Source organism: Staphylococcus sp. Z5-21 (assembly GCF_056529615.1).
Map to the genome: position 1 here is coordinate 2,529,034 of NZ_CP096462.1, position 26,595 is coordinate 2,555,628.

A 26,595-nucleotide genomic window follows, 5' to 3' on the forward strand; every position below is an offset into this window, starting at 1 on the left:
ATTCCTTTCTATTATTCAATTAAAAACCTTTCTTTAAACATGATCTTTACATCATTCATAAGCGAATCTAATTTGTCATATATTTCTTGAATTTCTTTCTCATCAAGTGACTTTTCTTCTGGATTTAATCCCATTTCTCTTAATGAAAACATTGTTTCGTTTGAAAGTATTAGAAAGTGTTTAATCAAGTTATGTTCAATTTCTGAATATAATATTTCATTTTTCATATTCACTTCTCTTAAATCTATAATATAATCAGATAACTGTTGTAAGGTAAGTTGCCAATTTATTTTATAGACATAATCACTATCTTCACCATACATGTATTTACTATATGATTCTTCATCCAAATTCAATATTTTTTTAGCATTTTCGTTACTAAACTTAAAAGTATATTCACACTTTTTAAATCTTTCTATACAGAACAACACTTCATACATTAACGCGTATGTTCGTTGGTATATTGGGAAGAAATTACTATAGTATTTTTGTTTCATCTCTATTTTTTCCCGATAATCTTCGATATTTTTATCTTTATTTTCAGAATATTTACTTTCTATTTTTTTATATAAGACAGGTGATATTAACCCTATTAAATAAATTAGTATTCCTATAAAAGCACTCATTAGTTCGACTCTCCTTTACATAATAATAAATTACTTCTCTCAATAAAGGTAGTTATTTTTTCATGTCATCGACCTCTATTTAATAAAAAAACACCCACCAACACTTATGCTGATGGATGTCCTTATAATTATTCGTCAAAGCTCCCGATATCATCAATAATCATCAAACTATTTGGATATTTTTCATCAATTTCCTTAAACGCTTCTTGCTGTTCTTCTTGACTACTTCCTGTTACATCAATGAATAAGGGCACCGGTGCATTTATATCCACTTTATCCGTAAATATCTTGTGATACTTACCTAATAAATCTCTAGCTTTCAAACGATCACTTGCTTTTATTGGTACTTCTACCATCTCTACATGTTCACTATACACTAACATCTTACGTCCTGTATCTGGATTCTCGACAAATTCACCTTGTTTAACTACTACTTCTTTAGTTTCTGTTTCATCACCAGTAGCAGCATTAGTAAGTATATGTAACAGCTCTTTAGCAGTTAATACACTTTCATCCATATACTCTTCTTTTTGCTTTTGTATATATTTAGACACCTTTTCATTCTTTAACAGTCTACTGCCCTGTACATGTGCGCTCTGTGGACTGTAACCAGCCTTTATAGCCGATTGCGTTACATTTAATGTCTTTAGGTATTCAGATACAAACTTCTCTTGTCTAGGGTTTAATTCACTCATTTAATCACCTCTATTTAAAAAGGCTAGGCATAAGCCCAGCCCTATTTTAATATTATTTAATCTTTCTGTTTTTCTTAGCAAGTTCAAGTATTTTGTCGCCTGAACTCTTTTCATTTTTAGGCAAGTTCGATTTAATGTCTGCTACTACTGCTTGTTTGAAAACATCAATTATTTCAGCATCAAGATTAAGTGGTTCCTTCATTTTATTTAAAACATGCTCTGTATTATTTAATTTATATTGCGTATCTTCCATATTATTTAGCTCCTTTTAGTTTCAATTTTTTGTTGTATATAAACGGTAATTCACCAGTACTTATGAAATCACTGTATAAGGTTTCCCGAAAGTTATTTATTAACTCTCCTCTAATTGATTTATCATTTTGAGATTTCTTAAATATATCTTCACTCTGATATACATCTACAAAACGTGCATGTTCATCGGCGAAATCATCGTTTACAGCTTCTATTTTTTCAATAACTGAATTGTATTGATTCATGATGACTTTCAATTCCTCTAGCAATTCACCTTTTTCATTAGCATATAAATATGGTAATTCCTTTTGATGTTTCAGTAATTCTATCGTTTTCTTATCTCTTGCTTCCTGTGAGACTTCTTTTTTCGTATCAAGACGTTTATTGATTGCTTTAAGTTTATTATCATCTTCAGCAATAACAGTAAACAATTCATCAGCCTTTTCATCTTCACCACTAGCGATGAGTTCTTTATATTTAGACTGGTTATCTTTATTCTTAGCTTCCAAATCTTTTTTCTGTTGAGTTAAATCTAAAATACTTCGTTTTTGATTATCAATATAATCATTATATTCATCGAATAAATGTTGTGTTTTCATTTCGTCACTCCTTAGCTATCCATTAATTTTTGTAAATCTTCTCGTACCTTTTTAGTGAAATTCTGATAAACGGGGAACATGAACGTTTCTGGCTCCATAAAGCGTGTACCATATTCTATAAAACTTGAATATCCAGCCTTAGAAGTAATTTCATATTGTAAATTACCTGTTTTAGCTGCCTTTACCATTCTTGCTAAGTTACCTGTCCAGTAGCCCTTATTCATAACACTTTTGGCACTTGCTACTGTTTCATTAGCAAATTCGTTAGCGTTTCCCTTTAATACTTGATCTACTTCATCATCAATATTATTTTCCATCTTGTCGAATGCAGCGATTAAATCATCAAGTGAATCAGTCATAAATCCCTCTCTTCTCCAATATTTATTTGTCGAGCTCGTAAATCTTCATTAACAATCGCATCTCTATAAATATCTTTTTCTGGTAAATTTATCGTTTCACCATTCTGCTTTTTTCTTTCCATTTGAACGTTATTACATATTTTATTTATTGCATTTTCATATTCTGCTAATGATTCAAAACTAGATTCGTTAGATAATCCAGCTCCTATATGACTTTCTCCAATCACCTTGCCACCCCTCCTTCTAAACCCTCATTCTTCTTAAAAGATCTGTCTTGTTGTTTATTTTGTTTCACAAACGCTTGCTTCTTCAACTCTCGTTGACGTTTATATTCATCTTTGCGTTGATCACGTTGATTCTGTGAAGCTTTATATAATTGTTGCTTTAAGATATCTACAATATCTGGATTATAGGCTCCATGAGACTTCATAAAACGCTTAATATCGTTCTGTTCATTAATCGAATACTTATTTATCACTTTATAGAACATCTTCAATTCTCGTCGACTCTTGCGTGTATATGCTTCTAGCTTTTCTTTTTGTTCTATTATCTCTATTGCTAATGTCTCCAATGGGAAACTCTCATAATATATCTGTTGCAGAAATTCATCGCTCGCTAAATGAGGATATGTACGCTCGTACATCATTTCAATGTCATTTTCGACTGCGCTTATCTTTTCAGAAATAAAATAAGGATTAAATCTTGTTAGCAATTCATAATCACTAACTTCTTCTTTAATTTCATATATCACTGGTGGCTCATATGTGCCATATTCCAACACTGGTTGATTATCAATAATAATAGTCACCTACTATACTTCTAGTTTCTTAATAGCTTCATAACGTCTTACACTGCCATCTATAAGTCTTTGTATACTGTACATAGCTTGTTGCTGTTCTTCTTTATTACTAATCATATAATAGCCACGTTGCCCCTTTTTATAACTACATCCTATAGGGTATTCATGTCGTTCAATCAAGTTACTTATCACTGATCTAATCCAACGTTCGTTCGTACTATTAATTTGATAACCTAATTGATTTAATATCTTCTCTTTAGTAATATATTTACTTGGAGCATTTCTTATCACGTTGAGTACCTGCAAGTGGTCATCGGGTAAGGTTTGCTTCTTTTTTTCTTTCACTAATGTCATTATTTTTTCACCTCGATTCAATTTACTTTATACAGTAATTATACCATTTTTACACGTTTTAAACAAACAAATGTTCGTTTTACGATGATATTTAACAAGAGCTTAACATTCTTATAAACGTTAATTTAGCGGTCTTTATTATACAATCCCATATAATGTCATAGATAACCAATAAAGAACTAATGTTCGTTTTTATTGTAATACTTCCACATATGTCCACCCTATGTAATTCAACACTTCATCCTTTCTCATCATGAAGGAATGGAACGTGCCCCCTTATTCACATAGAACCTTAGTATTTCTTAGTATTTTTAAACGGTAATCAATTCATCTAGTGTTAACTTCTCAAATTGACTAAAAGCTACCGTAACGATTCGTTACCCCATCTATAGCGCTCAAAATGTCAACATTTGTTAACACTCCCCCTACTTATTCAAAATCTTCAACAAATCTCAACAAAATAAGCAATTAATATAAAGGGGGTCGTGAAACACGACGTCATAAAAGGACTAAATGAATCGTCCTCCTCTTAATTCAATCTATAGCTCTATCTATCTAACCTGTGCCTTAAATTAGGGCAGTGATACACTCACATTTTCCAACAATTAGAGAAGTTTTATGCCTACATTTGCCAACATATAAAGCTATCATTTGCTCATATTTACAAATACTTTTAATCGATCAGATACGCTCTTATACTACAATAATCACTATTCTCTCTTTTATGGCTGCCGAAAATGCCGATTATTCTCTTTTATGGACTCGAAAAACTCGACTTTTCTTTTTTATGGCCTCCATAAATTCCCTTTTTATCTAGTATTTTCTAATAAATGCTAGGATTTGCTATGTTGTATATCCTTATAACAACAGTGTTTCATCCCAACAAAAACCAACATTTTCTAGCAAAAAGGGAGCACCTAAATAGGTACCCCCATCTAATTTCATACTTTAGCTTCATTCTGATTACCGTTAATGATATTAAACTGAACCGGTAACCAACACATTTTATCTTTAGCATCACTTTCTTTTGATGCAACTGGAAACTTCATTACTTTACCAAATGCTAAATAATTAACTAACTCACATGTATCCATTAAAATAACTTTATCTTCTCTTAGTTCATTTATTATGTTAAAGGCTTCTTCAGTCCATCCAGCCCAAAACACGATATTTTCATTTTCTTTACTTAAATATGCAACATTTCCACAATATTCATAACCAAATGCATCAAATATTTGTTCTATTTCGACGAAAGATACACTAGAATTATCTTTTAAATACTTCAATATTTCATTTTTTAAATCTACCATATTCAATTCTCCTTTTTGATTTAAAATTTAGTTCAAAAGAATTACATTCAATTTATTAATCTGTAACCGAAAACCAAAAATCTCGGTTACACTTATAAGCCTTGATATTAAAGGGTTAAACATAAATTTGTAACTGTAACCGAAATATTTACTTACTTTTATATTTTTGTTAAATACCATTTTTATTTTTTATACAGTAACTCATCTTTTTTCGGTTACTCGGTTACAAAACCTCTATAAACATTGATATATCAAGTTAAATTGATGTAACCGAAAACAATTTTTATAGTTGCATTGGGTTACATCAGTTGCATTTAACTAACTATTGCTAAATTTTCATTTATATATACTTTTTCATTTTTATTTTTTGCAGGGAAATCTATATACGTCCCTCTCATTTGATTTAAGTCTCCGATTTCATCAATCAATTCATCCCATGTAACTCGAGCTTGCCCATCTGTTTTCCAATAGTTAGGAAGTAGCTTTTTAAATTCTGAATGGAAAGACCTATTTGAAACTGGCTTGTACCCGTTTTCGTCACAGAATTTTTTGTAGAAACCATAAACTATATATTTAGGTACGATACGTAATCGCCAATTATCAAAGACATTTATCTTAAAGTCATAAATTGGATTAATATCTTGCTTATACTCATCTAACATACGTTTCGAAATATCTGGTATATCAAATTTCTCAAAGTCCATATTAATAGCCTTGTTCAAAATATATTCAAGAACTTGGGGATCTTTTATATATTCATCTTTGATTTTTCTGTTCTCATTAACCCCCTTAAAATTAGCATTGAAAGGAACTATCACGAATCTTTTGAACACTGCATCAGTTTTGTCTTTAAATCTAGGCATTCCATTAGATGATTGTATTACAGTACATCTAAATTGAACTGAATATGGTTGTTGGTTTTTAAACTCAATTAATACATAGTCACCAGTTATGACACTTTTGAAATTAGAACCATCATCAATGTAGACACCTACAGGCACATCATCACCTATTACAGCAGTCTTACCTTCAAGCAAACTCAATTTAAATCTTTGGTCAAATTCATTCACTTTTAATGCTGCAATATTTCTTTTCCCAATTAAGTTTATTAACATTTCTTGAAAAGTACCTTTAGCATTATTCCCGTCACCTACCATGAAAATGGCTTGCTTTCTGGTATAGTTACCATTCAAAGAATCGCTAACAACTTGCCATAATAAATGTGAAACTTGTCCATTTTGACATGCAATTTCATCAAACCATTCATCTACATCCCAGTTATCAAATGTTGGCTTAACAGGATTATGGACATAATCTGTGTCAATTTTAGTAGTGAAAACATATTCTGGTGTAAATCTCTCTAAACGTTTTGTATTCTGGTTAAATATTCCATTTTTAACTGGAATTAGATGTGGCGCATTTGTTTTTGGTCTAATTTGAGCCTTATTTTTAATATGATAAATTACATCGTCAGCTTTACGACTATTAAATTTCGGTTCAATATACGATATTAATTTTTTGATCGTAAAAACATTTTGTGTGTAAATACCCTCATCTTCTAAATACACCGATAGTTTAGTATTTTCTTCATTATCGAACAAAAGAAAATTAAGTTCTTGCCTTAGTAGATATGCACATCTATTGGGTTCGATTGTATTTGGTTTACGTCCTTTTTTACCTTCTGCTTCCCATACTTTTTCCATATCTTGTCTTTCTTGGAAACCGATATTTTCTAATCTTTGCTGAATGCTTTCATCTTTTTGATTTTTTTCAATTTCTTCGAAAACTGTTACACTTGAAATCTCTTTCGTCATACAAAGCTCCTTTCTAGCTGTGATTGTGCTTCTTATAAATTGAGGTAAATGTTCGATTTACTTCCCCTTGATCTATAGGTGGATTACATGTTTTAGCCCACGCTGATACCAAACCATATACAAGGTTAGCATCTACATATCTGCGCAATAAATAACCACTAATCGAAGCAAGTGATTGATTGCGTTCTCCTTCACTTACTCCAAAGGCTAAATCACGCCAGTAAGATGCATCACGTTTACTAAAACTTGGTGCATTATTTTTAGTCTTATAACCAATCTCTCGATACCATTTATCTAAAGTTGATTTATCAATAATAGGCGCATCATTGTATCGATATAAGTACATACGGTCTTTACTTGGTTTAACAGGCAATGCCATACAACGACTAGGTTGAAAGCTACCTTCATCTACTTTATGGCCTATCTTATTAGCAACCACTTTAGAATAAATTCTATAATCACCTGCACTTACAGGCTCATTAAGAGGTATTAAGAGCCGTATTCTAGGCGCATCTGTTACGTGACTGAAAGTAGTATGCCAAAACCATGCAACGTTGTTCAATCGCTCTGTAATTGTGTTGTGTAGCGCTCTAAAATCTGCTATCTCGTCATAATCTAATACAATAATGTTTCGATGAATGACATTTTTATCTTCACGATATTTTTCTTTATGATTACCACATTTATCTACACCATCTGATACATCTCCATAGATTGCAGTATTACGACTATACTTATTCTGACTTATCTTAGGTACTTGCAATCGGTTAACTAATTCATTCCATGTACATTCAGTAAATTGTGTGAATGATCCTGCATCTAAATTTTCGTACTCAACAACTGAGACATCAGCATCGTGTTCAAGTTGAATCTTCTCAAATACCAATATTTTCCACCTACCTCTGTAAATACTTGTTCAAATTTGGTAGAATGTATGTGAATTGATTTACACAATCATTCTATTGTTGTGCGTTATCTGGTAAGTTTGCCGACTGTTCAGATAGCGCTATTTCTATGCTCTTGTTAACTTCTTTTATTGTGCATTCCAATTCATCTACTAACATTTTCAATGTCGATGAAACGATGAAGTTAAAATCTTGAAATTCTCGTGATTGATTAGCTAGGAAGTAGTCTTTACCTTTTTCAAATATTTTCTCGGCTTCTTCATCCTCTGTTATTCTGTCACAAACTAAATTCAAAACTGTTTGTAATTTTCTTTCTAAATTCCCATTGTTTAAATCATCTTTGATATTGATTAATTCATTCATTTTCCTACCCCTTTATCTATTAAAGTGTATAATCTTATCATCTTTACCTAATTGAATATTTATACCGTAAAATGCACAAACGTTTTTAAGTCGTTTCGCTTTTTGTTCGAATATTTCCATAGCTTTGTGAAATTTTTCAAATAAATCATCAAGTTCTGATCTAACATCATCAATCAATATGACACTAATTGCATTAGCACCCTCATAGTCGCCTACTTCTCTGTAAGTTTTAACCTTTTCACTTAATACGCCTGATAACTCTGAAAGTCTATCTATTTCACCACTTATAGTACACACTGTATTAGATGAACTTGCCATTTCTTCAATAGCAGTTAAAATTTCTTTAATCATTTACTTTACCTCCATATTTCCAACAAAACTTTCCATTTCTTCAATAGCTGTTTTTAATTCTTCTATATCATCTTTAGTAATAAATTTACTTACATTCGATTCTGAATAATTAGTAGAAAAATCTGTGAAAATTTCTGTGGCCTGCACAAGTTCTTTATAATTTCTATAATCCTCAAGAATTTCTGAAATCTCGTCGTCATTCAAATTAGGACATTCCTTATTTATAACTGATACATCTTTGTCGTAACGTTTTTGCAATAGTTCCATCATTTTTTTAGTGTATTTTTCATCTTTAAAAATACGGTCGTAACTTACTACCTTTTCAATATTTTTATAATCCTGTTTAGTTAATTTATTCATTTTAATTATCTCCTTTTAATTTGTATTGGTCTGCTACTGGTATGGCTATAATGCTTAATAAGCCAAAAATGACTATTGCTAGATAAATATCCTTAAATATGAGTGCAATTAAAACTGTAATTGTAATAATAAACATCATAAATATTGAGTACAATCCCATCATAACCACTCTCCGTTTTTCAATTTTAACCATTCTTCAAACTTTTCTATTTTAATAACTACTAAAGTACTGCTGAGACTTAGGTACATATCTTTTACGCCTCTGTCATTTTCTTTGTACTCATTCAACAACCTTGATGTTGTTGATCTACTGAAACCGAATAACTCTCCAATGCTCTTAGGTGCACAGTAAATTGGATGTGCTTTTACTTGCTCTGGCTCTAGTACCGTATTTTCTTTTGTTGGCTCTTCATTTAATTTGTATGCTCCCATTATTTGACCTCCTCATTTTCAGAAATTCCAAAAAATTCATTTGGTGTTACATTAAAGTATTCACATAACTTCATAACTGTTTTTGTATCTGGATTCTCCGTGCGTTCGTGATACAAGCCATAAATAGACGACCTAGAAATACCAGTGATTTTATGCAACTTCAATGCGCTGATACGATGTTTACCCATTAATAAACTCAAATTGTTATTCATAAATACCCCTCCTTCTTTTGATCAGTTTAAAAAAAGTTATCGATAACTATGTACTTGTTAACAGTACAATAAAACTTTATCATCCGTCTTTAAAGCTGTCAATAGCTTTTCATTTTATTGTTAATAGTAAAAATGGTTTGTATTGTAATACATTATCTTTTATACTAGTTTTGAGGTGAAAAATATGAAATTTTCAGAAATTCTAAAGGCTTACCGATTAAGCAAAAATATTTCTGTAAATAATCTGGCAAAACTCTCTGGAGTATCAAATGCATATATTAGTAAACTAGAAAATAACAAAAGAAAATTCCCTACAATCAGAACTATTTACTTATTACTATTAGGTGTAGAAAACTATTTAAAAACTAATGAGATTATTAGTGATGAAGAGATTAGAAAGTCTGTAATTCAGTTATTAAATTCTTTTATAGACGCTGAAGATAGTAACTTAAAAGATGAAAGTAGCGAAGAGATTACTTCTAATTACGAAGAATTTTATAATGATATGCAAAACAAAGCAGACACTGCCCAAGATATAAACAGACATAAAAACGAACTTATTTGGCTCGATAAAAATAATAGTGAACAACAATCAAAATTTGATATAGCTATAAATGATTTCTACTACCACTTAAACGATGCACATAATGAAAAGTTTTTTAGAGGGGTTCGTCTTGATAACTTCGACAAGCAAATAATAAGAGACATAATTAATACTTATCTACTAAATAAATTAGAACAAGAAACTGAAAATTTAGGCTCCGATATAGATCAGTTAAAAACTAAACTATCAGATTTTAATAGAACTTCCTTATTAAATAAAAAAGAAGTTCAATTGTATTCGAATCATAATAATATTCAAACTCTTAAACAAAAATACGATAAATAATACCTATTACTTATACAAAGGAGCATTACTGCGGAGTACATATTAAGCGCACTAATTAAAATTATAGACTTCATATTAAGTGTGTTTCCAGATAGTTATTTGTATATAAAGAAGATGTTTATACGTAATAATAAAAAGAACAAATAATTTCACCTACTACGTGTCCTAGCACACGTACGCCTATTTTAAGGTTGTGGGTTATATAATACATTAAATAATTAATTATCCTGCTGATCATAAATTAATTATTCATATATAAGGGGAGTTTTTAAATGACAAACTTAACTACTAAGGAAGCCTTTGTATCAGGTTCAATTAAAGGGAAATTAAACAAAGAAGATAGAGAAAAATGGAAAATACTAGATATTAACGCACAAAAAGAATTAATAGCATTATATAAACAAGATAAGACAATGTTTAATAATCGTTTTAAAGAATTAACTTCTCAGATAAATATTAATGACAATAATGACTTTTCTAAAATGGGTTTAAATAATTTTAGTGACAATACAAAAATGATTGCTAATTATTTAAAGCAGCACCAAATGTACGGACATGGTAATAAGTGGCTAAACACAATTTTGAATTCTGGTAGAAATTCTCCAGAAATATATATGGTTAGTTTTTTGAATGATATCGTAGATCAAAATTATGCTATGTTACACGAAATTGACCAACAAAAGCAAAATCAAGAGAAAATCATTAATCAAAACGAACAAATAATTGAATTACTAACTAAAATTGCTGATAAGTAAATCGGAGGGATATCATGGATTATATAGGTTTTGCAGATGCTAAAGAATTTGTAAAAGTAAGTGGTATTTCGAAAGATGATTTAGAAGAAAAAGTTTTTTCTAACATGTCATTCCAAGAAGAATGTATGTATAGATTTGGTAGAGGGCACAAGCGCTATATCAAGATAAGACCAGCAATTGATTTTATAGAACAACACATTTTCATTAGAGAAAGCGATTTATAAGAGTATTAACGGAGGGATTTTATGAAGTTCGGTAAGTACAAGATTGATAAACTCAGTCTATTCTTGCTAATATCTTGCTTAATTATGGGGATTTTTATGCCTATTATTTTAGCACCAGTTTTGCTCGTTTTAGTTTTAGGCTTAAAGAAGGTAGAATAAAATAAAATGATTAGGAGAACACTATTTAATGGCCAAGAATATCAATAAAGCAAATAGTAAATTAAATGCATCAAACAACAAACTAAAACATGCTTATTCAAAATCACATAGTAAAAACATGAAAGTTATATACATGCCTCATTGGCTAGATTTTTACTCAAGTGCTATACATAGCGATGTTACAAGCAATAAGAAGAGGTTTTATAAATCGTATAGTAGAGGCACAGTTGTATATGTAAAATTAGGGAGTAATATTGGTAGTGAGTTTTCTGGTAACCACTTCTGTGTAATATTAGATAACAAAGATAATAAGGGAAAAGAAACCGTTACAATCGTTCCACTCTCTTCCAAAGGTAATAAAAATTATTTGAAGTTAAAAAATTCGGTTTTAAATTTAACAGCAACTGATTTAAAAAATCAAATTATTAACACCAGTAGTAAAGTACAAACGTTAGCTGAAAAATATATTGGTACTGAAAATAAATTTACTCCCGAAGATAAAAAACTCTTGTCTGACTTAAACCAAAAAGCTAGTGAACTAGAAACAGTGGTAGGTATTTATTCTAATCATAAAGGAAAAGACACATACGCCAACATCTCAGCTATTACAACGATAAGCAAAAGACGTATAAGTAAAATAAATGATTCTGACCCTACTGGAACAATAATAATTTTAGAAGACGATATGAATGAAATCGAAAATCAATTAAAGATAAAGTTCTTTTCTAATTGAATAGCAACATTACATCTGATATAATTAATTTACAAATTCCCGGTAACCATTCCGGCTTCATTCTCTTGAAGAATGACATATTCTCAGCATTTTAGCTGAAGGTCAGATGATACGTCATCTGGCCTCTTTTTTTTATTTAAATATCTTTTAAGGAGGGATAACAAATGTGGGTGCGTGAAATTACGAAAAACAACAGTACAGCCTATCGCTATTTAGAGCGCTATACAGACCCTTTAACTGGTAAGTATAAAACAGTATCAGTTACACGTAACAAGAACAATGTACGCAGTCAGAAGGATGCTCAATTAGAGTTAAATAAAATAATTGAGCAACGTCTTAAACATAATAGTACGAAACAACTTGAAAACTTAACGTTTCACGATGCGTGCAATGAATGGTTAGAGCATTACATGACACATTCAGGCTCAAAGCCAACGACTATTAAAGAAAAGACAAGTAATGTTAATACAGTCAAAAGTGCTATTGATAGTAAAGTACTCATCAGTAAGATTACGCACGCCTACTTACAAGACATCATTAATGAATGGGCTAAATTACATAGCATTGGCCATGTTCAATCTCTTGTTATTGTTATTCGTTCCGTTTTCAAATATGCGTTTAAATATTATGATCTGCACGATATTAGTATTTTAGATAAAATAGATATACCTAAGAAAGCAAAAACTAGAAATGAACTACAAGCTAAACGCAATAACTACTTAGAAGATAGTGAAGTAAAGGAATTACTAGAGTGCTTCGACTATCTAATTAAACATAAGAGCCACGCTACACGTAAACGTAATTATGAAATGGTAAAAGCATTAGTAGAGTTTCAAATTAACAATGGCATGCGCATTGGCGAGTTACTTGCAATCAAGACAGACAATGTAGACGTAGAGAATAAAACACTAGAGATTGATGGCACAATAAATTGGGTTACTGATGCAGAAACTGGAGCATTTGGCGTAAAAGAAACAACTAAGACAAGTAAGAGTTATCGAACAATCGGGCTCACAACCCATAGTATTAATTTACTTAAAACACTCATGTTAGAAAATAAAAAAGAGAATCAGTGGAATGATAAATTTATAGATAGAGGTTATATATTCACTAATACTGCTGGTAGCCCTATTGACTTAAACAAGGTGAACAATATAATTAAAGAAGCAACTGATATTAGTTCGATTAACAAGCGTGTCACAACGCACACATTACGTCATACACACATATCTACACTTGCGCAGTTAGGGATAAACCTAAAAGCTATACAAGATAGAGTTGGTCACAGTGACTACAAAACCACGCTAGAGATATACACCCATGTTACAGATCAGATGGCTAAAGATATGATGAACAAACTAGAAAATATTGATATAATATAAAATAAGAAACGAGATAAAAGTAGGTAAAAATTATGATGCATAAGACTTTTTATGGCGATGAATCAGGTTCAATTTCCCAATCTAATTACTTTAGGTGTAAATATTTTATCATCGGTATGATATCAACATCGCAAAAAAAGAAAGTAAAAAGGGTGTTTAGAAAAGCAAAGCAAGATTATTTAAAACACAATAATCTAAACTTAGATATCAAAAGTGAGATCAAGGGTTCTGAAATGCCGATAGACATGAAGCAACACATTTTCAAACAATTGGTAGATAAAACGGACATCACATTCCACTATACAGTGGTTGACAACCACTATTTAACAGAACGTCTTAGAAGTAATCCACACGTAACATACAACTATTTAATTGGTATCTTTTTTAAAGATAACTATCCAGATGGATTAGATTCTATATGTTTAATGTTAGACGAACGAAACAAATCGGTCAAAAAACTAAAAGATTTACAAAACTATCTAGATACCGAATTATTTGCAGAAACGCGCATAAATACTATTGATGTACAGTATGTTAATTCTGAAAACAGTGATTTAGTTCAAGTTGCAGATGTCTTTAATAATCTTATATATAGTTACGCAACTAACTATATGAATGCAAACAAAACTCACACTCTCGAAGTGAAATCAAAGTATCTAGACCTATTCAAAATTTTAAAAGAAAGAATTATAAATACTACAAACTTTCCACGCTCTAAATCGGAATACAGAAGACCCCACTAATAAACATTTTGGTTGTTAAATGTATAGTATCATGATATTATATATACAAGGTATTACTCATAATTCTCTATTATGTGTGGTTTAGCCGTAAAATGACGGCCTTCATAAGCTATCTGTAAGATAGCCACAGTAGAGTTGAGGATACCAATTATACATAAGAATCTATGAGGTTAACTGTTACGACAGTTGCCTCTTTTTTATGCTCAAAATTCCATAAATTCTCACACTCTGCGAATTTTTTGCGAACTTTCCCAATTTCAAACACACAAAAATAACCCCGTAGGTATATGCCTACGGGGTTTTCAGATACAATATCTATTATTGTTCTTCTTTAACATATGGTAATAATGCCATATGACGAGAACGTTTAATAGCTAATGTCAACATACGTTGATATTTAGCTGAAGTACCTGTTACACGACGTGGTAAAATTTTACCACGTTCTGAGATAAAACGTTTTAATAATTCTGTATCTTTATAGTCGATGTGTGTAATTCCGTTTGCTGTGAAATAACAAACTTTTTTACGACGACGTCCGCCTCTTCTTGGGCCACCTGCCATGGTAACTGCCTCCTTTTAAGAAATTTTCATTTTTATATGTTCTATATAATTAGAATGGTAAGTCATCATCACTAATATCAATTGGTCCGTTTGCATTTGCAAATGGGTTATCAGATTGATTATTGTTTGATGAGTTATTGTTGTTATTACTTTGATAAGATGACGTATTTTGTCCTGATTGTTGTCCGCCAAAGTTTTGGAAATTATTGTTATTTCCTTCTTGACCATGACGTTGGTTTTGATTTTTAGGTTCAAGGAATTGAACACTATCACAAACCACTTCAGTCACAAATATACGACGACCTTCTTGGTTTTCATAGCTACGTGATTGAATGCGACCGTCAACGCCAGCTAAACTACCTTTAAATAAGTAGTTGTTAACATTCTCTGCTTGTTTTCTAAAAACGACACAGTTAATGAAATCCGCTTCGCGTTCCCCTTGCGCATTTGTAAACGTACGATTTACTGCTAGAGTAAAAGTCGCAACACTCACGCCTGAGGGTGTTGTTCTATATTCTGGATCTTTAGTTAAACGACCGACTAAAACAACTCTATTTATCATTTAAGCGACCCCCATCTATTATTTTCTAGTTTTATCTTCGTCTTCACGAATTACGATATAACGGATTACATCGTCAGAAATTTTAGCTAAACGTTGGAATTCGTCAGTAGCTTCATTATCAGCTGTTTGGATACGTACGATATTGTAGTAACCTTCACTGAAATCGTTAATTTCATAAGCTAAACGGCGTTTGCCCCAGTCTTTAGCTTCTAAAACTTCTGAACCGTGAGAAGCTAAAATTCCGTTGAAACGTTCAACGACTGCTTTTTTAGCATCTTCTTCGATATTCGGACGAACGATGTACATAACTTCATATGTTCTCATTGTATAATTGCACCTCCTTGTGGTCTATGCGGCTCATCATCAAATGTGATAAGCAAGGAATAATTTTCATTACTCACAATCAAGAATTATAGCACATGCCTTTACATTTTACAATGGGTTTACCACGTTATAGCACGTTAAATTTCATAGTTGTTTCATATGAAACATTATGAAATTTAATCATTCACGATATCTATCAAAGCATTCAAGTTAAATAAACATGACATCTTTTACGATTATATTTTCAAATTAAATCATTATTCAAATACTAATTAATATCAATAAAATTTAAATATCTTTTAAGGTAAGGTTGAAAAGTATATTTAATTCTAATAGCATATCAACTATATTATTTTTTGATGTCATATTTACTATTTTTCAAAATAAATTTCAATAATCTACATAGATAAAGGGGATGCTTATGTTTTCAAAATTCAAAAAAGGCTTACTTGCAGGAAGTGTATTTTTTGCATCAACGGTCATTATCAATACAACTTACGCCTCCGATAACCCTTCTAACCAAAAAGGTACAATGGGTTATGGCTATCAACAATATTTAGAAAAGCATCCAGATAAAGCGTCTCAACAAAAACAAGAAAGTGGCTCTAAATCCATGCAAGCCGAATCTGGAACAACGCAATCTGGTGAACGTGTGTTGGATATATCTGAATGGCAAGGTGAGTTAACGACACAAGAAGTCAAAGACTTAAAAGAAAATTACGATTTCATTATTATAAGAGCACAATATGGTTCAGAAAAAGTGGATGCTGCATTAGAGCACAATTCTGCTTTATTAGATAAAAACGGTTTAGACTTTGGTGTATATTCCTATAGTATGTATGAAAATCCTGACGACGCAAGATACGAAGCGCAGACACTTTACAATCGCGCTCCAAAAGCGAGTTTCTATATCAACGATTTTGAAGAAAATACTGTAACTTCTGGTACGCCTGAAGAAAGCACAGACGCTTGGTATGATGAAATGAAAGGATTAGCTGGCGATAAAAAAGTATTATTTTATTCTTATGAAAATTTCATGGTAGAAAATGCTTCTAATTCTGTAGGTCAATATGATGGTTACTGGTTGGCAAATTATAATCCAGGTCAACCTACACGTGAACACGTCCTCTGGCAATATACAGATAGCTATGCATCTCCTGAATTAAATCAAGATGTTGATGCAAATTATGTAGGACCTGGTGTCGAAACATCTTGGTTCACTTCGTAAAAATTTTAACCTTGATGTTATTTTAAAAGTGCGTTTTCTTTATCAACGCTGTACTTCTAATTTTAACACCTCAAATTGAAGCACACCGCATGTCACTCACATAAATATACAGATTAGCAAAACCCCTCATTACTCGTTGTAATGAGGGGTTGCTTTGTATCTTATACATTAAATCTAAAGTGTACAATGTCTCCGTCTTTCATAATATATTCTTTACCTTCTAGACGTTGTTTTCCTGCTTCTTTAGCGCCATTTTCACCATCGAATGCCACGTAATCGTCATAGCTCGTTACTTCGGCACGAATAAAACCTCGCTCAAAGTCTGTATGAATAATACCCGCGCATTGTGGTGCTGTCATTCCTTTAATAAACGTCCAAGCGCGCACTTCTTGTACACCGGCTGTAAAGTATGTTGCCAAACCTAGCAAGTCATAAGTTGTACGAATTAAACGATCTAAACCTGGCTCTTCAATGCCTAAGTCTTCTAAGAACATTTCGCGATCTTCATCTTCTAAGACAGCAATCTCTTCTTCAATTTTTGCGCTAATGACAATCACTTCTGAATCTTCTTTTGCTGCATATTCACGAATAAGTTTTACTTTTTCATTATCGTCATCGCCGATTTCATCTTCACCTACGTTAGCAATATAAAGCATTTTTTTAGATGTTAACAACTGTGCTTGGTCGATAAATTTTTGATCTTCTTCTGTGAATTCCAGACTTCTTACTGGATTGCCTTCTTCTAAAGCTTCTTTAATTCTTGATAAAATACGTGTTTCATTAACCGCATCTTTATCTTTTTGGCGTGCCATTTTCTCCACTTTTGGTAAACGTTTGTCTACAGATTCTAAATCCGCTAACACCAATTCCATGTTAATGACTTCAATGTCATCAATTGGATCTACACGACCTGAAACATGCGTTACATTATCATCATCAAATGCACGAACGACTTGGCAAATCGCATCTACTTCACGAATGTGAGATAAGAATTTGTTACCTAGTCCTTCACCTTTTGAAGCGCCTTTAACAATACCTGCAATATCAGTGAATTCAAATGTTGTTGGAATTGTCTTTTTAGGTTGTACCATCTTCGTTAAAACATCTAATCTGCTATCTGGTACTTCGACAATCCCTACGTTCGGATCTATCGTAGCGAACGGATAGTTTGCTGCTAAAGCACCTGCTTTTGTAATTGCATTGAAAAGTGTCGATTTACCTACGTTGGGCAATCCAACAATACCTGCTGTTAAAGCCATTATTCATTCTCCTTATTATCAGTATCTTGTTGGGATACTAGTATTTTTTTTATTTTTTTATTAAAAGTTTGTCTTGGAATCATGATACTTCTTTGACAATTTTCACATTTTATTCGGATGTCAGCACCTACACGAATGATTTTAAAACGATTCGTGCCACATGCGTGTTGTTTTTTCATTTCTACAATATCATTTAAACCGTAATTGGATGTCATTCTGTAACACCTCCGACCGTCTTAATCATTATTTTTGCTGGTTCGCATCGTACTGTACCATCGTTGGCTGTGGTGTTTTAATTTCTTTAAGTTTAAATAATTTCAAGATTTCTTTTCTTAAAATACGCGCACCTGACGCACCTTCGCCTGGAATTGTCTCTGCAGACACACTCAATACGATTTCGTTATTTGTAATCGAATTAACACCTACTACTTCTGGTGTCGAGATAAATAAGTAATATTTAGATCTAATAGATTCAAAATATGTCGTCAGTACTTCTTCCACATAATCAATGTCTTCTGAAATAGATACTGGAATTTCAACAATTGCCTCACCATTTATAACTGAGTAATTGGTAATTTCCCCAACACTCCCATTCGGTAGCGTTGTTAATTCACCTGTAATGGTATTAATGCGCATTGATCTTAAACCAATCGATTTCACTGTGCCTTCTGCCACGGGAGAACCACTATTACTAATTTTAACATAATCCCCAACATCAAACTGATTTTCGAAAATAATGAAGAAACCTGTAATAATATCTTTAACAATAGTTTGAGCACCAAAACCTACTGCAAGACCAACGACACCCGCACTGGCAATAATGCCACCTACGCTTATACCGAATTTACTTAAAATGGTCGTCAGTACTATAAACCATACCACATAAGATACTACATTTTGAACTAATGATATCAAAGTTTTCGAACGCTTTTTATTCCCACTTTTGCCTTTATTTTGAATTTTAAAGAACTGCGCAATGGCTTTATTCACAAAACGCAAAATAATCCATGCCGCGACAACGTATACAATAATCATAATCAGATTAGATAGTAAAGCTTGATACGTTTCCGGCTTTGTTAAAGGTTCTATAATTGAATATAGGATACTTTTAATTTGACCCAACCATATTCCCTCCTAATATAAGTCTCTTTATCACTGTATTATACTCATTTTAGCAATGAAACAAATCCAACTTGCGCTTTAGTTTACAAAAATGAACAAGGGGACGCATTGCTTATGCATATATAAAGTTTAACCTTTTCTAGTTTATTAAAAATATAGGCTTTAGCAAAGTATTTTAGCAATGCTAGATACATTTTTTAATATTTATACTTAAAAAAAGACAAAAGAAAAAGAACCATAATTAAAAATTATGATTCTTTAACACCCAATTAGTGATATTACTATATTAAACCTATATAATTCAAGTCTTTTTAATTAATTTATAACTCCTATAAGATTTAAACGCATTCATTCAAATATCCTGAGGACTATATTAATTTTATTATATTTAATGACCCACACTCATGAACTTAAATAATCAAATTAAATATAATTGGATTTTAATAAATATATAATATTAACATTCTAACATTATTTTTATACATCTAGGCATTTTGCTACAAAAAAATATTAAATTGTTATAATATTCAAATAAAGGAGGTGGGTCGTATACTAGCTAACTTAGTAGAACAAATTCTTTTTTTAATCCTAGACCAAATTGAATAACGCACAAGTTGTTACGTACAATTTATGAAGAAGGGGTTTGAATGATTGAAAACATTATTGAACTCATTTTCAAGTCGCTTTTAAAATAATTTGAGCACTGCTTTACATGAATCCTTTCGTTGTCGTTGTTGTGCACCAAACCCAAACTACATACATGATGAGCGTCCTTTACGCATGTTAAGAACACAAACTCAAACTGTATTTAGTTTACAATCTAATAATTGATTTTGAGCACGATTTGAGCACGATTGTTATATCTTAATAAAAGAATCTTAATTAAAGATTATGAAGCTTTAACACCCAAATTTATATGATAAGTTATTACTTTAATGTATTGCACTTTCTAACATTTATGAGTAATGAACCAAGCGCACATACTGTCCCTTACAACGGTATGTGCGTGTTTTGTATCTTATATTACTTATACTGTCTCTGCAGCCCTTTAAAATTAAAACTACTGATAATACAAATGCCTTTGCTGATTACCCGACGCCATGCGCATTCCATGTAAAAAACACACATCATTTATCCTCATATTTCAATAAATGACATGTGTATTTTCGGTTTCATGTTTGTTTCCATTATTCAATAATTTGTTTTTCTAAATCGTTATGCAATTTAAAAATGATAATTCTTTCACCTGTTCTAGAACTTAAATCTGTATGAAAACTTTTCACTTTTTCGCCTGTTATAGACAGCACGATTTCATCAAGCGCTTCAATACCAGATTCAACCAGTTTAGAACGTGTTTTTTTTTATAGTTAACAAACCTTCATTCGTTTCACACACTTTGTACTCTGCTTGAGTCAATACGCCATGTAAACTCACAATAATCATGTTACGTAATATATCCGTTTTAACTGACAGAGAGCCCCGGCCAAGGAAGTCTTTTTCCCATTGGGTAATTGCTTTGCTGATTTCAGACTCATAGCGACCTTTGGTCATTTTCATAAAATATGCATCTCCTGTAGAACTAAAATTAGAAATTCATTTTAACAAAGATAACAGTACCATTTTTTAATCACTTTCTCCATAGTTCTGTCATATTCCCTAGGAAATAACATTGGTTGTCATACGTTAACAAATGCTATGATCCATCATGTTCAATTTGCTTTAACTAAGCTTTTTTAACCGCGTTTGACCATTCATGCCAGTGATTGTCTTCGTCAACACTTGCTAAACGAACCCAACCATGCATGACTTTCTGCTTAAATGTTTCATCATTTTCTAATAACCGACTAATAAAGGCTTGTGGTGCTTGGATTACAACAACTAATCTAATCGGTGAATGATACATCTTATTATCTGCTGACATCACGGATTGCCATGGTAAACCGGTCAATAAATCACTTGCATTACCTTGCATCACGCCGATACCTGCAGTCACTGATTGCGTTGTTTTACTACCACTTCCGTAATAGTGCGGCGCAACCGTAGATGCGTAATATTGTAAGTTAATCCATTGCGCTACAAGTGCTGGACCCGCAATAATATTTTCTAAAATAGTGCCATTTTCATCGTTTTTCCAATTATAATTATGCAAAAATGCTCTTCCTGCTAAATCACTCTGTTTAGTTAATTCACGCTGACCAATGATAAACGCTGCATTTTTAGCTAGACCCCATTCAGGTCTAATTTCACTCCAATCATTCGTTAATCGATACACTTCATGATTCGGATTGCGATCAGTTAAATTATTATTCGGCAATTGAGAGAGGCGTTTTTTATTTGCTTGATAACTAATTTTAGGCATTGCCGCTTCAATATTTTCATATGCATTACGTGCCGCTTCTGTAAGTTCAGGTACGTAAATCCATGTCAATGTATCAATAGAAGTTTGATGTTCTGCAGCAGCGAAGATTGTCGTCTCAGGAATAGCTACACCTTCTTGCAACAAACCTTGTCTCACTTCTGGCAAATTACATAACTGCGCCAATACTTTTGCATTAAAACCACTCGCCGCACCACCACATGCACCACAATCTAATGACGCTGCATAGGGATTATTGGCACTCTGACTTCCATGTCCACACATGACAACTAACGGTGCGAAATCGTCTGTTAAGTCCATCAACTTGAGCGCTTGTAGAGCGTAGTTCACTTTTTCTTCATCTGTAAAACCAACCGGCAAATCATCTTCCAAATGTATGTGGCGATGATTGTGCTGATGTTGTGGTTCATAATTTAAAGTCAATGCAGTATCATTGGGTTTCTTTAACCAACTTGTATAAAATTTTCGAATAACACTGCCAACACTTTTCGGTATAAAACTACGTGTAAACATTTGTAGCGATAACCACGGACCACTTAATTCTGGTAATAGTAAGCTAGGCAAGACATTTTGTTTCATTTTTTTAAATGTATACGTCACTGATTCTAATGCATGTTTACGTTGTTGGAATGCATTAGGCTCGTGCTCATGAGTATATTCTTTAATTTTATGCTGTGGCTGGTTCATTACAGGTAATGATGGATGACTATACTTTTTACCCAGTTCCGCTTTTTCGATTGGTAAACCGAAAAATCCAGCTATACCAATAGTTTCAAATGGACCATTAGCTTCAATGTGCTTCCTAAACGGTTCAGAACGCACATCAATACAAAATGCCATTTGTACTAATGTTTGTGATTGTTGTTCAGCCTCAACGCTTGATTTCGGTCCGATCATTGCTTTCAATTGTTGATTATAAGTCGCTTCCCAAGCGTCTAACCATAATTTTCTACAAAATTGTTCATTGAATCGATACGCAAATTGAATATGTGCTTGTTGTGCTTCGATAGATAGAGCTTTCCAAGATTGCATTGAAAAATTGCCCCACTGGATCCATGATGCAATCAGCTCTTCTTTATTCATATCATTTAAATCTTCAGGCTGTGATACAGGCAAATATGGCTCAACAATTGCCCATTCCATAGCAATACGGATAGCAAGATAAGAAAAAAGTAAGTCATGCACTTTGTGATTATGTTCATCTTGCCATAGCATCATGCCAGCCCAACCAGGTAAAGATAGTAAGTGATTTTCTAAATATGTTTGCGCGTCTGCCTCTGAGATATTTAAATAGCTTAATGCTTGTTGCATTAAATCCTCTGCCTCATTAGGTAATGATTTTAAACGTGCGCGTTGATCTTTGGTTAACGCAGGATCATACGCTACTAATCTACGCCAAGCATAGAATAATCCCTTGTCACGATTTGGCATTGTCCATCCAGATTGTGCATCATCAATATATAATTTACACCACTTAATCGTATGGTAATCCACCGTATCAATCAGTCGTTCATTTTTTTCATCTAAAATGTATGTACTCTTTAACGGTACAGTATTTTCAGATTCAAATTTGACCTGTTCATTTAAATCACTAGCTAACGCTTCTAGCTGCGATTTAATATCCGTAGGTGTTTCCAACGTCTCCAATTTCAATGCGTTACGGCCATATTGTGCTGCATTTTCTCTTGGAATCTTTAATGCGGTATCATTTAACCATTGTTGAAAAAATTGTTCTACATACGCATCATCAATTTCGCCTTTTTGATTGGCTTCCAAAATGGTCATTCGTGCAGGATACATATCTACTTTGCGCGTTTCTTTTAGCCAATGGGCAATTTCATCAAATGATTTATGTTCTAGCCTTGCCCACGGACTTCTAGCAGCGAACACTGAAATAGGTGACAATGGTACGATTACGTTACTCGCACGTGTAACTTTATCATGTATATCATCAATATATGTCGACGCTTGCGTTGATTCTATCTTTGATACGCCCATTTTAATGCCCTCCTTTAGATAAATATGATTTCAAATAGTTAGGGTGTCGTTCTACCGATTCAAGTTTCGCATCACCTAATCGTACAATCCACACGTATAATATCGAGAATGCTTTAGACGAACGATTACGTGCTACCCAAGTACTCATCAAACTACCAAATAGCAATAATACTGCAACTATCACTACTGCAAACATTGGTGGTTGTGCGCTATGGAATGTGATTGTATGTAAAGCGCCACTGAAAAAGTGATGTACAATATAATAGACTGCACCAACCACAATGAGTACAAACAAGCCCATCATACGACCAAATCGACCTTCTCCAAACGCAACAAGTTGTGTCCATGATACTGATAACGACCATGCTAAAATCAAACCACTTAATAGTCGATAACCCTGTTCTGGCGCTGATAACCAAAAGCCTAACCCGATTGCGATTGCAAGACCTCGACCAATTAGAATCCATAGATAAGACATGCGTTCATTAACTCGGCTTGGAACGTTAAAATGATGCACGGCTGAACCAGAACGTAAGAATAACGTCGCTTTAAACAAACCGTGCAATATTAAGTGAATGATTGCAGGAATGTAGGCACCTAATGCACACTGAATTAACATAAAGCCCATTTGACCAATCGTTGATCCAACAAGTAATCGTTTATAATCAACATGCACTAAACTAATACCCGCACCAATTAAAACAGATACACTTGCAAACACAAGTAAGACCATCGTTGCGATGTCACCATTAAATAATGGTGAAAAACGTGTCAGCATAATACCACCCGCATTAACAATCCCCGCATGCATGATTGCTGATACTGGTGTAGGTGCTGCTACAGATTCAATCAACCATCTTTGGAATGGCCACTGTGCAGCTGGTACCATAACCGCTAATATAATTAATATATTGATTCCAAATTTTGACCAAGCATTGATCTGCGCTAAATTACTCTCTGTAAATATAGCAGTGTAATGCCATTCTCCTGTTACTAAGCCGATCCAAACAACAGCGATTGCTAAAGCTATCCAACCTAAGAAGAACAACTTACCTGTCACAATTGCTGCGGCTCTTGTAACTCTCCAAGCACTCGTCAAACTAATTAAAAGTGTTAGCCCTATTAAAGTACAACCCCAGCTTATAACCATTATGCGGATGTCACCAGTTAACCATGCCATTGCCGCAAAACTTGTCGTCAATGTAAATAACATGAAATATTTTCGATAGCTTCTATCTCCAGCTAAATATCGTATACAATAGCGTTGAATAATTAATCCGATAAATAAAACAAAAAACGCCATTAACCACGCTAAAATATCTAAATACCATAAACCAGCTTCAACCTGATTTGAAGCAAATAGGAGTCCGATAAATGCTAGCAACGGTGGTAAAGCAACGATACAAATATGTATGCGCACATAAGCAACTGGAATACGTTTATTTAAAAATATAATTCCGCTCAGTGCAGCAATAATAATAGTGATGAAAAAGATAGTTAACAGTATAGATGCATTAAACGATGTAAGCATTTCAGATTCTCCTTTGTAAGATATAATATAGTGCAGACTACTTAATTACATGATAGGTTGCGTAGTACACCACAAAAAAGCCGACAATATATAATAAACCCTGAACGATTCATTACCATTGTCGGCTTCATAACAACGCACTTCTTTTAAATCTATAGTGATTTGTTTTGCTACCTAATATATAATTCCATTTTTTAATTTTAACTATAAAAGTTTTACTTCACGCAATATGTCGTATGATTTGAACTTTTAACTCTTATTCGTCCACCTTTTCAATTTGCCAATATTTCTATTAACATCTTGCTAAAGCCGTAATATCAATTAAAGCGCGTCCTTCAACGACTATATTTATTTTTATTTAATATTACTACTATATAATCATTATTCGTCATTGTCAAGAATAGCTATATTCATTCATACTGATAATAAGTGGAAAATACATAAAATAATAGAAACAAATAATTTTTTTAATATAATCAATATATATTTATCCGATTATTATTATCGACTATTCTTGTATTACGAATGATAACTTTACCTATGACGCATTTGGAGGTGTAAACATGGAGCATGCTCAAGATAAAATCACTATGCGTGTGATTTTACTTGCAGGGAAAATATTATTATCTTCAGGCGCGGAGATTTCTCGTATAGAAGATACAATGAAACGAATCGCACAATGTATGGGCTACCATAATAGTCAGGGTTATGTGATTAATATTTTCATCAATTTTTCCCTAAGTGAAAATCATGATACACGCATTATCAGGATCAACAAAAATACCACAAACTTGTTAAAAATATTTCAAGTCAATTCTATTTCTCGTCAGTTAGCCAGTAATCAAATTTCAATTACCCAGGCCTTCGATCGTCTAAATCATATTGAACAAGCGACGCTTAGTATTAAATTTTGGAAGAAGTGTTTAGCTGCAGGTGTGATATCACTCAGTTTTTTATATTTACAGGGCGGGAATTTTCAAAATATTGTGATTACATTTATTGCTGGGTTACTTGGTTTTCTAATCGTTGAATGTATGCAAAGTAAATCTACGACCATGTTCATACCAGAATTCGTTGCATCTTTCGTTATTGGCGTCATTGTCCTACTAGGTAGTCAAATATTCAACATTCATCAAACGATAGGACCATCCTTGATTGCTTCTATTATGCCGATTGTGCCAGGTGTCTTAATTACCACAGCCATTCAAGACTTATTTAGCAGACACATGTTAATATTTACAGCCAAATTTTTAGAAGCGCTCGTTATCGCATTCGCTATAGGATCTGGCATTTCTATTGCTTATTTACTATTTTAGG

33 protein-coding genes and 1 pseudogene are annotated in these 26,595 nt (G+C 32.6%); 8 read left to right on the forward strand and 26 right to left on the reverse strand.

What is annotated here, in order from left to right; genetic code table 11:
- Window positions 1-11: 11 nt before the first annotated feature.
- The 17 genes from M1D64_RS12725 to M1D64_RS12805 all read right to left on the reverse strand — a co-directional run bounded on the left by M1D64_RS12725 (window position 12) and on the right by M1D64_RS12805 (window position 9,431).
- The gene (locus M1D64_RS12725) at window positions 12-626 is read right to left on the reverse strand and encodes a hypothetical protein (RefSeq protein WP_326024612.1); all 615 of its coding nucleotides are present in this window, start codon (window positions 624-626) and stop codon (window positions 12-14) included.
- Window positions 627-754: 128 nt separating this feature from the next.
- Window positions 755-1,321, reverse strand: coding sequence for a terminase small subunit (locus M1D64_RS12730; protein ID WP_480977509.1), 567 nt, complete (start codon window positions 1,319-1,321; stop codon window positions 755-757).
- Between the two features lie 52 nt (window positions 1,322-1,373).
- On the reverse strand, window positions 1,374-1,574 hold the full coding sequence (locus tag M1D64_RS12735; RefSeq protein ID WP_480977510.1) for a hypothetical protein: 201 nt from the start codon (window positions 1,572-1,574) through the stop codon (window positions 1,374-1,376).
- Between the two features lies 1 nt (window position 1,575).
- Window positions 1,576-2,172, reverse strand: coding sequence for a pathogenicity island protein (locus tag M1D64_RS12740; RefSeq protein ID WP_480977511.1), 597 nt, complete (start codon window positions 2,170-2,172; stop codon window positions 1,576-1,578).
- A gap of 11 nt (window positions 2,173-2,183) precedes the next feature.
- The gene (locus tag M1D64_RS12745; RefSeq protein ID WP_480977512.1) at window positions 2,184-2,531 is read right to left on the reverse strand and encodes an HK97-gp10 family putative phage morphogenesis protein; all 348 of its coding nucleotides are present in this window, start codon (window positions 2,529-2,531) and stop codon (window positions 2,184-2,186) included.
- Window positions 2,528-2,758, reverse strand: coding sequence for a hypothetical protein (locus tag M1D64_RS12750; protein ID WP_480977513.1), 231 nt, complete (start codon window positions 2,756-2,758; stop codon window positions 2,528-2,530). The genes M1D64_RS12745 and M1D64_RS12750 overlap by 4 nt, the downstream gene beginning before the upstream one ends.
- On the reverse strand, window positions 2,755-3,339 hold the full coding sequence (locus M1D64_RS12755; protein ID WP_129531123.1) for a hypothetical protein: 585 nt from the start codon (window positions 3,337-3,339) through the stop codon (window positions 2,755-2,757). The genes M1D64_RS12750 and M1D64_RS12755 overlap by 4 nt, the downstream gene beginning before the upstream one ends.
- 3 nt (window positions 3,340-3,342) lie before the next feature.
- Window positions 3,343-3,684 (reverse strand): pathogenicity island protein, encoded by a 342-nt coding sequence (locus M1D64_RS12760; protein ID WP_129531124.1) that lies wholly within the window; start codon window positions 3,682-3,684, stop codon window positions 3,343-3,345.
- A gap of 941 nt (window positions 3,685-4,625) precedes the next feature.
- Window positions 4,626-4,994 carry a pathogenicity island protein gene (locus M1D64_RS12765; RefSeq protein WP_129531125.1) on the reverse strand — a complete coding sequence of 123 codons (369 nt, stop codon included), beginning with the start codon at window positions 4,992-4,994 and terminating at the stop codon, window positions 4,626-4,628.
- Between the two features lie 314 nt (window positions 4,995-5,308).
- The gene (locus M1D64_RS12770; RefSeq protein WP_129531126.1) at window positions 5,309-6,808 is read right to left on the reverse strand and encodes a DNA primase family protein; all 1,500 of its coding nucleotides are present in this window, start codon (window positions 6,806-6,808) and stop codon (window positions 5,309-5,311) included.
- 13 nt (window positions 6,809-6,821) lie between these two features.
- Window positions 6,822-7,694: a primase alpha helix C-terminal domain-containing protein gene (locus M1D64_RS12775; protein WP_129531127.1), complete on the reverse strand. Its 873-nt coding sequence runs from the start codon at window positions 7,692-7,694 to the stop codon at window positions 6,822-6,824.
- Between the two features lie 73 nt (window positions 7,695-7,767).
- Window positions 7,768-8,076, reverse strand: a complete 309-nt coding sequence (locus M1D64_RS12780; RefSeq protein ID WP_480977514.1) for a hypothetical protein — start codon at window positions 8,074-8,076, stop codon at window positions 7,768-7,770.
- Between the two features lie 12 nt (window positions 8,077-8,088).
- On the reverse strand, window positions 8,089-8,427 hold the full coding sequence (locus M1D64_RS12785; RefSeq protein WP_129531129.1) for a hypothetical protein: 339 nt from the start codon (window positions 8,425-8,427) through the stop codon (window positions 8,089-8,091).
- Entirely contained in the window at window positions 8,428-8,787 is a 360-nt protein-coding gene (locus tag M1D64_RS12790) for a pathogenicity island protein (RefSeq protein WP_129531130.1), read from the reverse strand.
- 1 nt (window position 8,788) lies between these two features.
- Window positions 8,789-8,950, reverse strand: a complete 162-nt coding sequence (locus tag M1D64_RS12795; protein WP_164972279.1) for a hypothetical protein — start codon at window positions 8,948-8,950, stop codon at window positions 8,789-8,791.
- Window positions 8,947-9,219, reverse strand: a complete 273-nt coding sequence (locus M1D64_RS12800; protein WP_129531131.1) for a helix-turn-helix domain-containing protein — start codon at window positions 9,217-9,219, stop codon at window positions 8,947-8,949. Before M1D64_RS12800 ends, M1D64_RS12795 begins: the two co-directional genes overlap by 4 nt.
- Window positions 9,219-9,431, reverse strand: a complete 213-nt coding sequence (locus M1D64_RS12805) for a helix-turn-helix domain-containing protein (protein WP_129531132.1) — start codon at window positions 9,429-9,431, stop codon at window positions 9,219-9,221. The genes M1D64_RS12800 and M1D64_RS12805 overlap by 1 nt, the downstream gene beginning before the upstream one ends.
- A gap of 184 nt (window positions 9,432-9,615) precedes the next feature.
- On the opposite strand from M1D64_RS12805, the gene M1D64_RS12810 reads away from it, so the two are divergent.
- From M1D64_RS12810 to M1D64_RS12835, 6 genes are all read left to right on the forward strand, one after another.
- Window positions 9,616-10,320 (forward strand): helix-turn-helix domain-containing protein, encoded by a 705-nt coding sequence (locus tag M1D64_RS12810; protein WP_129531133.1) that lies wholly within the window; start codon window positions 9,616-9,618, stop codon window positions 10,318-10,320.
- Between the two features lie 272 nt (window positions 10,321-10,592).
- Window positions 10,593-11,075, forward strand: coding sequence for a hypothetical protein (locus M1D64_RS12815; protein WP_129531134.1), 483 nt, complete (start codon window positions 10,593-10,595; stop codon window positions 11,073-11,075).
- A gap of 14 nt (window positions 11,076-11,089) precedes the next feature.
- Window positions 11,090-11,299 carry a hypothetical protein gene (locus tag M1D64_RS12820; protein ID WP_129531135.1) on the forward strand — a complete coding sequence of 70 codons (210 nt, stop codon included), beginning with the start codon at window positions 11,090-11,092 and terminating at the stop codon, window positions 11,297-11,299.
- Between the two features lie 187 nt (window positions 11,300-11,486).
- Window positions 11,487-12,191: a type II toxin-antitoxin system PemK/MazF family toxin gene (locus M1D64_RS12825; protein ID WP_129531136.1), complete on the forward strand. Its 705-nt coding sequence runs from the start codon at window positions 11,487-11,489 to the stop codon at window positions 12,189-12,191.
- 164 nt (window positions 12,192-12,355) lie between these two features.
- On the forward strand, window positions 12,356-13,573 hold the full coding sequence (locus tag M1D64_RS12830) for a tyrosine-type recombinase/integrase (protein WP_326024596.1): 1,218 nt from the start codon (window positions 12,356-12,358) through the stop codon (window positions 13,571-13,573).
- A 32-nt stretch (window positions 13,574-13,605) separates the two neighbouring features.
- Window positions 13,606-14,316 carry a DUF3800 domain-containing protein gene (locus M1D64_RS12835; protein ID WP_326024595.1) on the forward strand — a complete coding sequence of 237 codons (711 nt, stop codon included), beginning with the start codon at window positions 13,606-13,608 and terminating at the stop codon, window positions 14,314-14,316.
- Between the two features lie 318 nt (window positions 14,317-14,634).
- Here the strand turns inward: M1D64_RS12835 and rpsR are convergent, their stop codons facing one another.
- The 3 genes from rpsR to rpsF are packed head-to-tail and all read right to left on the reverse strand — an operon-like array spanning window position 14,635 to window position 15,763.
- Window positions 14,635-14,877, reverse strand: a complete 243-nt coding sequence (gene rpsR / locus M1D64_RS12840) for a 30S ribosomal protein S18 (RefSeq protein WP_002484306.1) — start codon at window positions 14,875-14,877, stop codon at window positions 14,635-14,637.
- Between the two features lie 49 nt (window positions 14,878-14,926).
- Entirely contained in the window at window positions 14,927-15,439 is a 513-nt protein-coding gene (gene ssb, locus M1D64_RS12845; protein WP_002484307.1) for a single-stranded DNA-binding protein, read from the reverse strand.
- An 18-nt stretch (window positions 15,440-15,457) separates the two neighbouring features.
- A complete protein-coding gene (rpsF, locus tag M1D64_RS12850; protein ID WP_002484308.1) occupies window positions 15,458-15,763 on the reverse strand; it encodes a 30S ribosomal protein S6 in 306 nt (101 codons plus the stop codon).
- A 421-nt stretch (window positions 15,764-16,184) separates the two neighbouring features.
- On the opposite strand from rpsF, the gene M1D64_RS12855 reads away from it, so the two are divergent.
- Complete coding sequence (locus M1D64_RS12855) at window positions 16,185-16,991, forward strand: GH25 family lysozyme (protein WP_002484309.1); 807 nt, start codon at window positions 16,185-16,187, stop codon at window positions 16,989-16,991.
- Between the two features lie 161 nt (window positions 16,992-17,152).
- On the opposite strand, the gene ychF is transcribed toward M1D64_RS12855, so the two are convergent.
- The 6 genes and pseudogenes from ychF to M1D64_RS12885 all read right to left on the reverse strand — a co-directional run bounded on the left by ychF (window position 17,153) and on the right by M1D64_RS12885 (window position 25,278).
- Window positions 17,153-18,250, reverse strand: coding sequence for a redox-regulated ATPase YchF (ychF, locus tag M1D64_RS12860; RefSeq protein ID WP_002484310.1), 1,098 nt, complete (start codon window positions 18,248-18,250; stop codon window positions 17,153-17,155).
- The gene (locus M1D64_RS12865; RefSeq protein ID WP_002484311.1) at window positions 18,250-18,465 is read right to left on the reverse strand and encodes a DUF951 domain-containing protein; all 216 of its coding nucleotides are present in this window, start codon (window positions 18,463-18,465) and stop codon (window positions 18,250-18,252) included. Before M1D64_RS12865 ends, ychF begins: the two co-directional genes overlap by 1 nt.
- 28 nt (window positions 18,466-18,493) lie before the next feature.
- Window positions 18,494-19,372, reverse strand: a complete 879-nt coding sequence (locus tag M1D64_RS12870) for a mechanosensitive ion channel family protein (protein WP_037539157.1) — start codon at window positions 19,370-19,372, stop codon at window positions 18,494-18,496.
- Between the two features lie 1,187 nt (window positions 19,373-20,559).
- Window positions 20,560-20,929 (reverse strand): annotated as a pseudogene (locus tag M1D64_RS12875) (Na-translocating system protein MpsC family protein).
- 166 nt (window positions 20,930-21,095) lie between these two features.
- Complete coding sequence (locus tag M1D64_RS12880; protein WP_002484314.1) at window positions 21,096-23,747, reverse strand: DUF2309 domain-containing protein; 2,652 nt, start codon at window positions 23,745-23,747, stop codon at window positions 21,096-21,098.
- Window position 23,748: 1 nt separating this feature from the next.
- On the reverse strand, window positions 23,749-25,278 hold the full coding sequence (locus M1D64_RS12885) for an NADH dehydrogenase subunit 5 (protein ID WP_069822153.1): 1,530 nt from the start codon (window positions 25,276-25,278) through the stop codon (window positions 23,749-23,751).
- A gap of 563 nt (window positions 25,279-25,841) precedes the next feature.
- Here M1D64_RS12885 and M1D64_RS12890 point away from each other — a divergent pair.
- Window positions 25,842-26,594 carry a threonine/serine exporter family protein gene (locus M1D64_RS12890; RefSeq protein ID WP_041080742.1) on the forward strand — a complete coding sequence of 251 codons (753 nt, stop codon included), beginning with the start codon at window positions 25,842-25,844 and terminating at the stop codon, window positions 26,592-26,594.
- Window position 26,595 lies beyond the last annotated feature (1 nt).

Coding starts and splice junctions, on each gene's coding strand:
- M1D64_RS12880 (WP_002484314.1), bottom strand. CDS start 23,747: ATGGGCGTATCAAAGATAGAATCAACGCAAGCGTCGACATATATTGAT.
- M1D64_RS12800 (WP_129531131.1), bottom strand. CDS start 9,219: ATGGGAGCATACAAATTAAATGAAGAGCCAACAAAAGAAAATACGGTA.
- M1D64_RS12725 (WP_326024612.1), bottom strand. CDS start 626: ATGAGTGCTTTTATAGGAATACTAATTTATTTAATAGGGTTAATATCA.
- M1D64_RS12735 (WP_480977510.1), bottom strand. CDS start 1,574: ATGGAAGATACGCAATATAAATTAAATAATACAGAGCATGTTTTAAAT.
- M1D64_RS12780 (WP_480977514.1), bottom strand. CDS start 8,076: ATGAATGAATTAATCAATATCAAAGATGATTTAAACAATGGGAATTTA.
- M1D64_RS12890 (WP_041080742.1), top strand. CDS start 25,842: ATGGAGCATGCTCAAGATAAAATCACTATGCGTGTGATTTTACTTGCA.
- M1D64_RS12770 (WP_129531126.1), bottom strand. CDS start 6,808: ATGACGAAAGAGATTTCAAGTGTAACAGTTTTCGAAGAAATTGAAAAA.
- M1D64_RS12835 (WP_326024595.1), top strand. CDS start 13,606: ATGATGCATAAGACTTTTTATGGCGATGAATCAGGTTCAATTTCCCAA.
- M1D64_RS12765 (WP_129531125.1), bottom strand. CDS start 4,994: ATGGTAGATTTAAAAAATGAAATATTGAAGTATTTAAAAGATAATTCT.
- M1D64_RS12745 (WP_480977512.1), bottom strand. CDS start 2,531: ATGACTGATTCACTTGATGATTTAATCGCTGCATTCGACAAGATGGAA.
- ssb (WP_002484307.1), bottom strand. CDS start 15,439: ATGATAAATAGAGTTGTTTTAGTCGGTCGTTTAACTAAAGATCCAGAA.
- M1D64_RS12810 (WP_129531133.1), top strand. CDS start 9,616: ATGAAATTTTCAGAAATTCTAAAGGCTTACCGATTAAGCAAAAATATT.
- M1D64_RS12865 (WP_002484311.1), bottom strand. CDS start 18,465: ATGACATCCAATTACGGTTTAAATGATATTGTAGAAATGAAAAAACAA.
- M1D64_RS12825 (WP_129531136.1), top strand. CDS start 11,487: ATGGCCAAGAATATCAATAAAGCAAATAGTAAATTAAATGCATCAAAC.
- rpsF (WP_002484308.1), bottom strand. CDS start 15,763: ATGAGAACATATGAAGTTATGTACATCGTTCGTCCGAATATCGAAGAA.
- M1D64_RS12805 (WP_129531132.1), bottom strand. CDS start 9,431: ATGAATAACAATTTGAGTTTATTAATGGGTAAACATCGTATCAGCGCA.
- M1D64_RS12830 (WP_326024596.1), top strand. CDS start 12,356: ATGTGGGTGCGTGAAATTACGAAAAACAACAGTACAGCCTATCGCTAT.
- M1D64_RS12795 (WP_164972279.1), bottom strand. CDS start 8,950: ATGATGGGATTGTACTCAATATTTATGATGTTTATTATTACAATTACA.
- M1D64_RS12885 (WP_069822153.1), bottom strand. CDS start 25,278: ATGCTTACATCGTTTAATGCATCTATACTGTTAACTATCTTTTTCATC.
- M1D64_RS12815 (WP_129531134.1), top strand. CDS start 10,593: ATGACAAACTTAACTACTAAGGAAGCCTTTGTATCAGGTTCAATTAAA.
- M1D64_RS12730 (WP_480977509.1), bottom strand. CDS start 1,321: ATGAGTGAATTAAACCCTAGACAAGAGAAGTTTGTATCTGAATACCTA.
- rpsR (WP_002484306.1), bottom strand. CDS start 14,877: ATGGCAGGTGGCCCAAGAAGAGGCGGACGTCGTCGTAAAAAAGTTTGT.
- M1D64_RS12820 (WP_129531135.1), top strand. CDS start 11,090: ATGGATTATATAGGTTTTGCAGATGCTAAAGAATTTGTAAAAGTAAGT.
- M1D64_RS12855 (WP_002484309.1), top strand. CDS start 16,185: ATGTTTTCAAAATTCAAAAAAGGCTTACTTGCAGGAAGTGTATTTTTT.
- M1D64_RS12740 (WP_480977511.1), bottom strand. CDS start 2,172: ATGAAAACACAACATTTATTCGATGAATATAATGATTATATTGATAAT.
- M1D64_RS12760 (WP_129531124.1), bottom strand. CDS start 3,684: ATGACATTAGTGAAAGAAAAAAAGAAGCAAACCTTACCCGATGACCAC.
- M1D64_RS12790 (WP_129531130.1), bottom strand. CDS start 8,787: ATGAATAAATTAACTAAACAGGATTATAAAAATATTGAAAAGGTAGTA.
- ychF (WP_002484310.1), bottom strand. CDS start 18,250: ATGGCTTTAACAGCAGGTATTGTTGGATTGCCCAACGTAGGTAAATCG.
- M1D64_RS12785 (WP_129531129.1), bottom strand. CDS start 8,427: ATGATTAAAGAAATTTTAACTGCTATTGAAGAAATGGCAAGTTCATCT.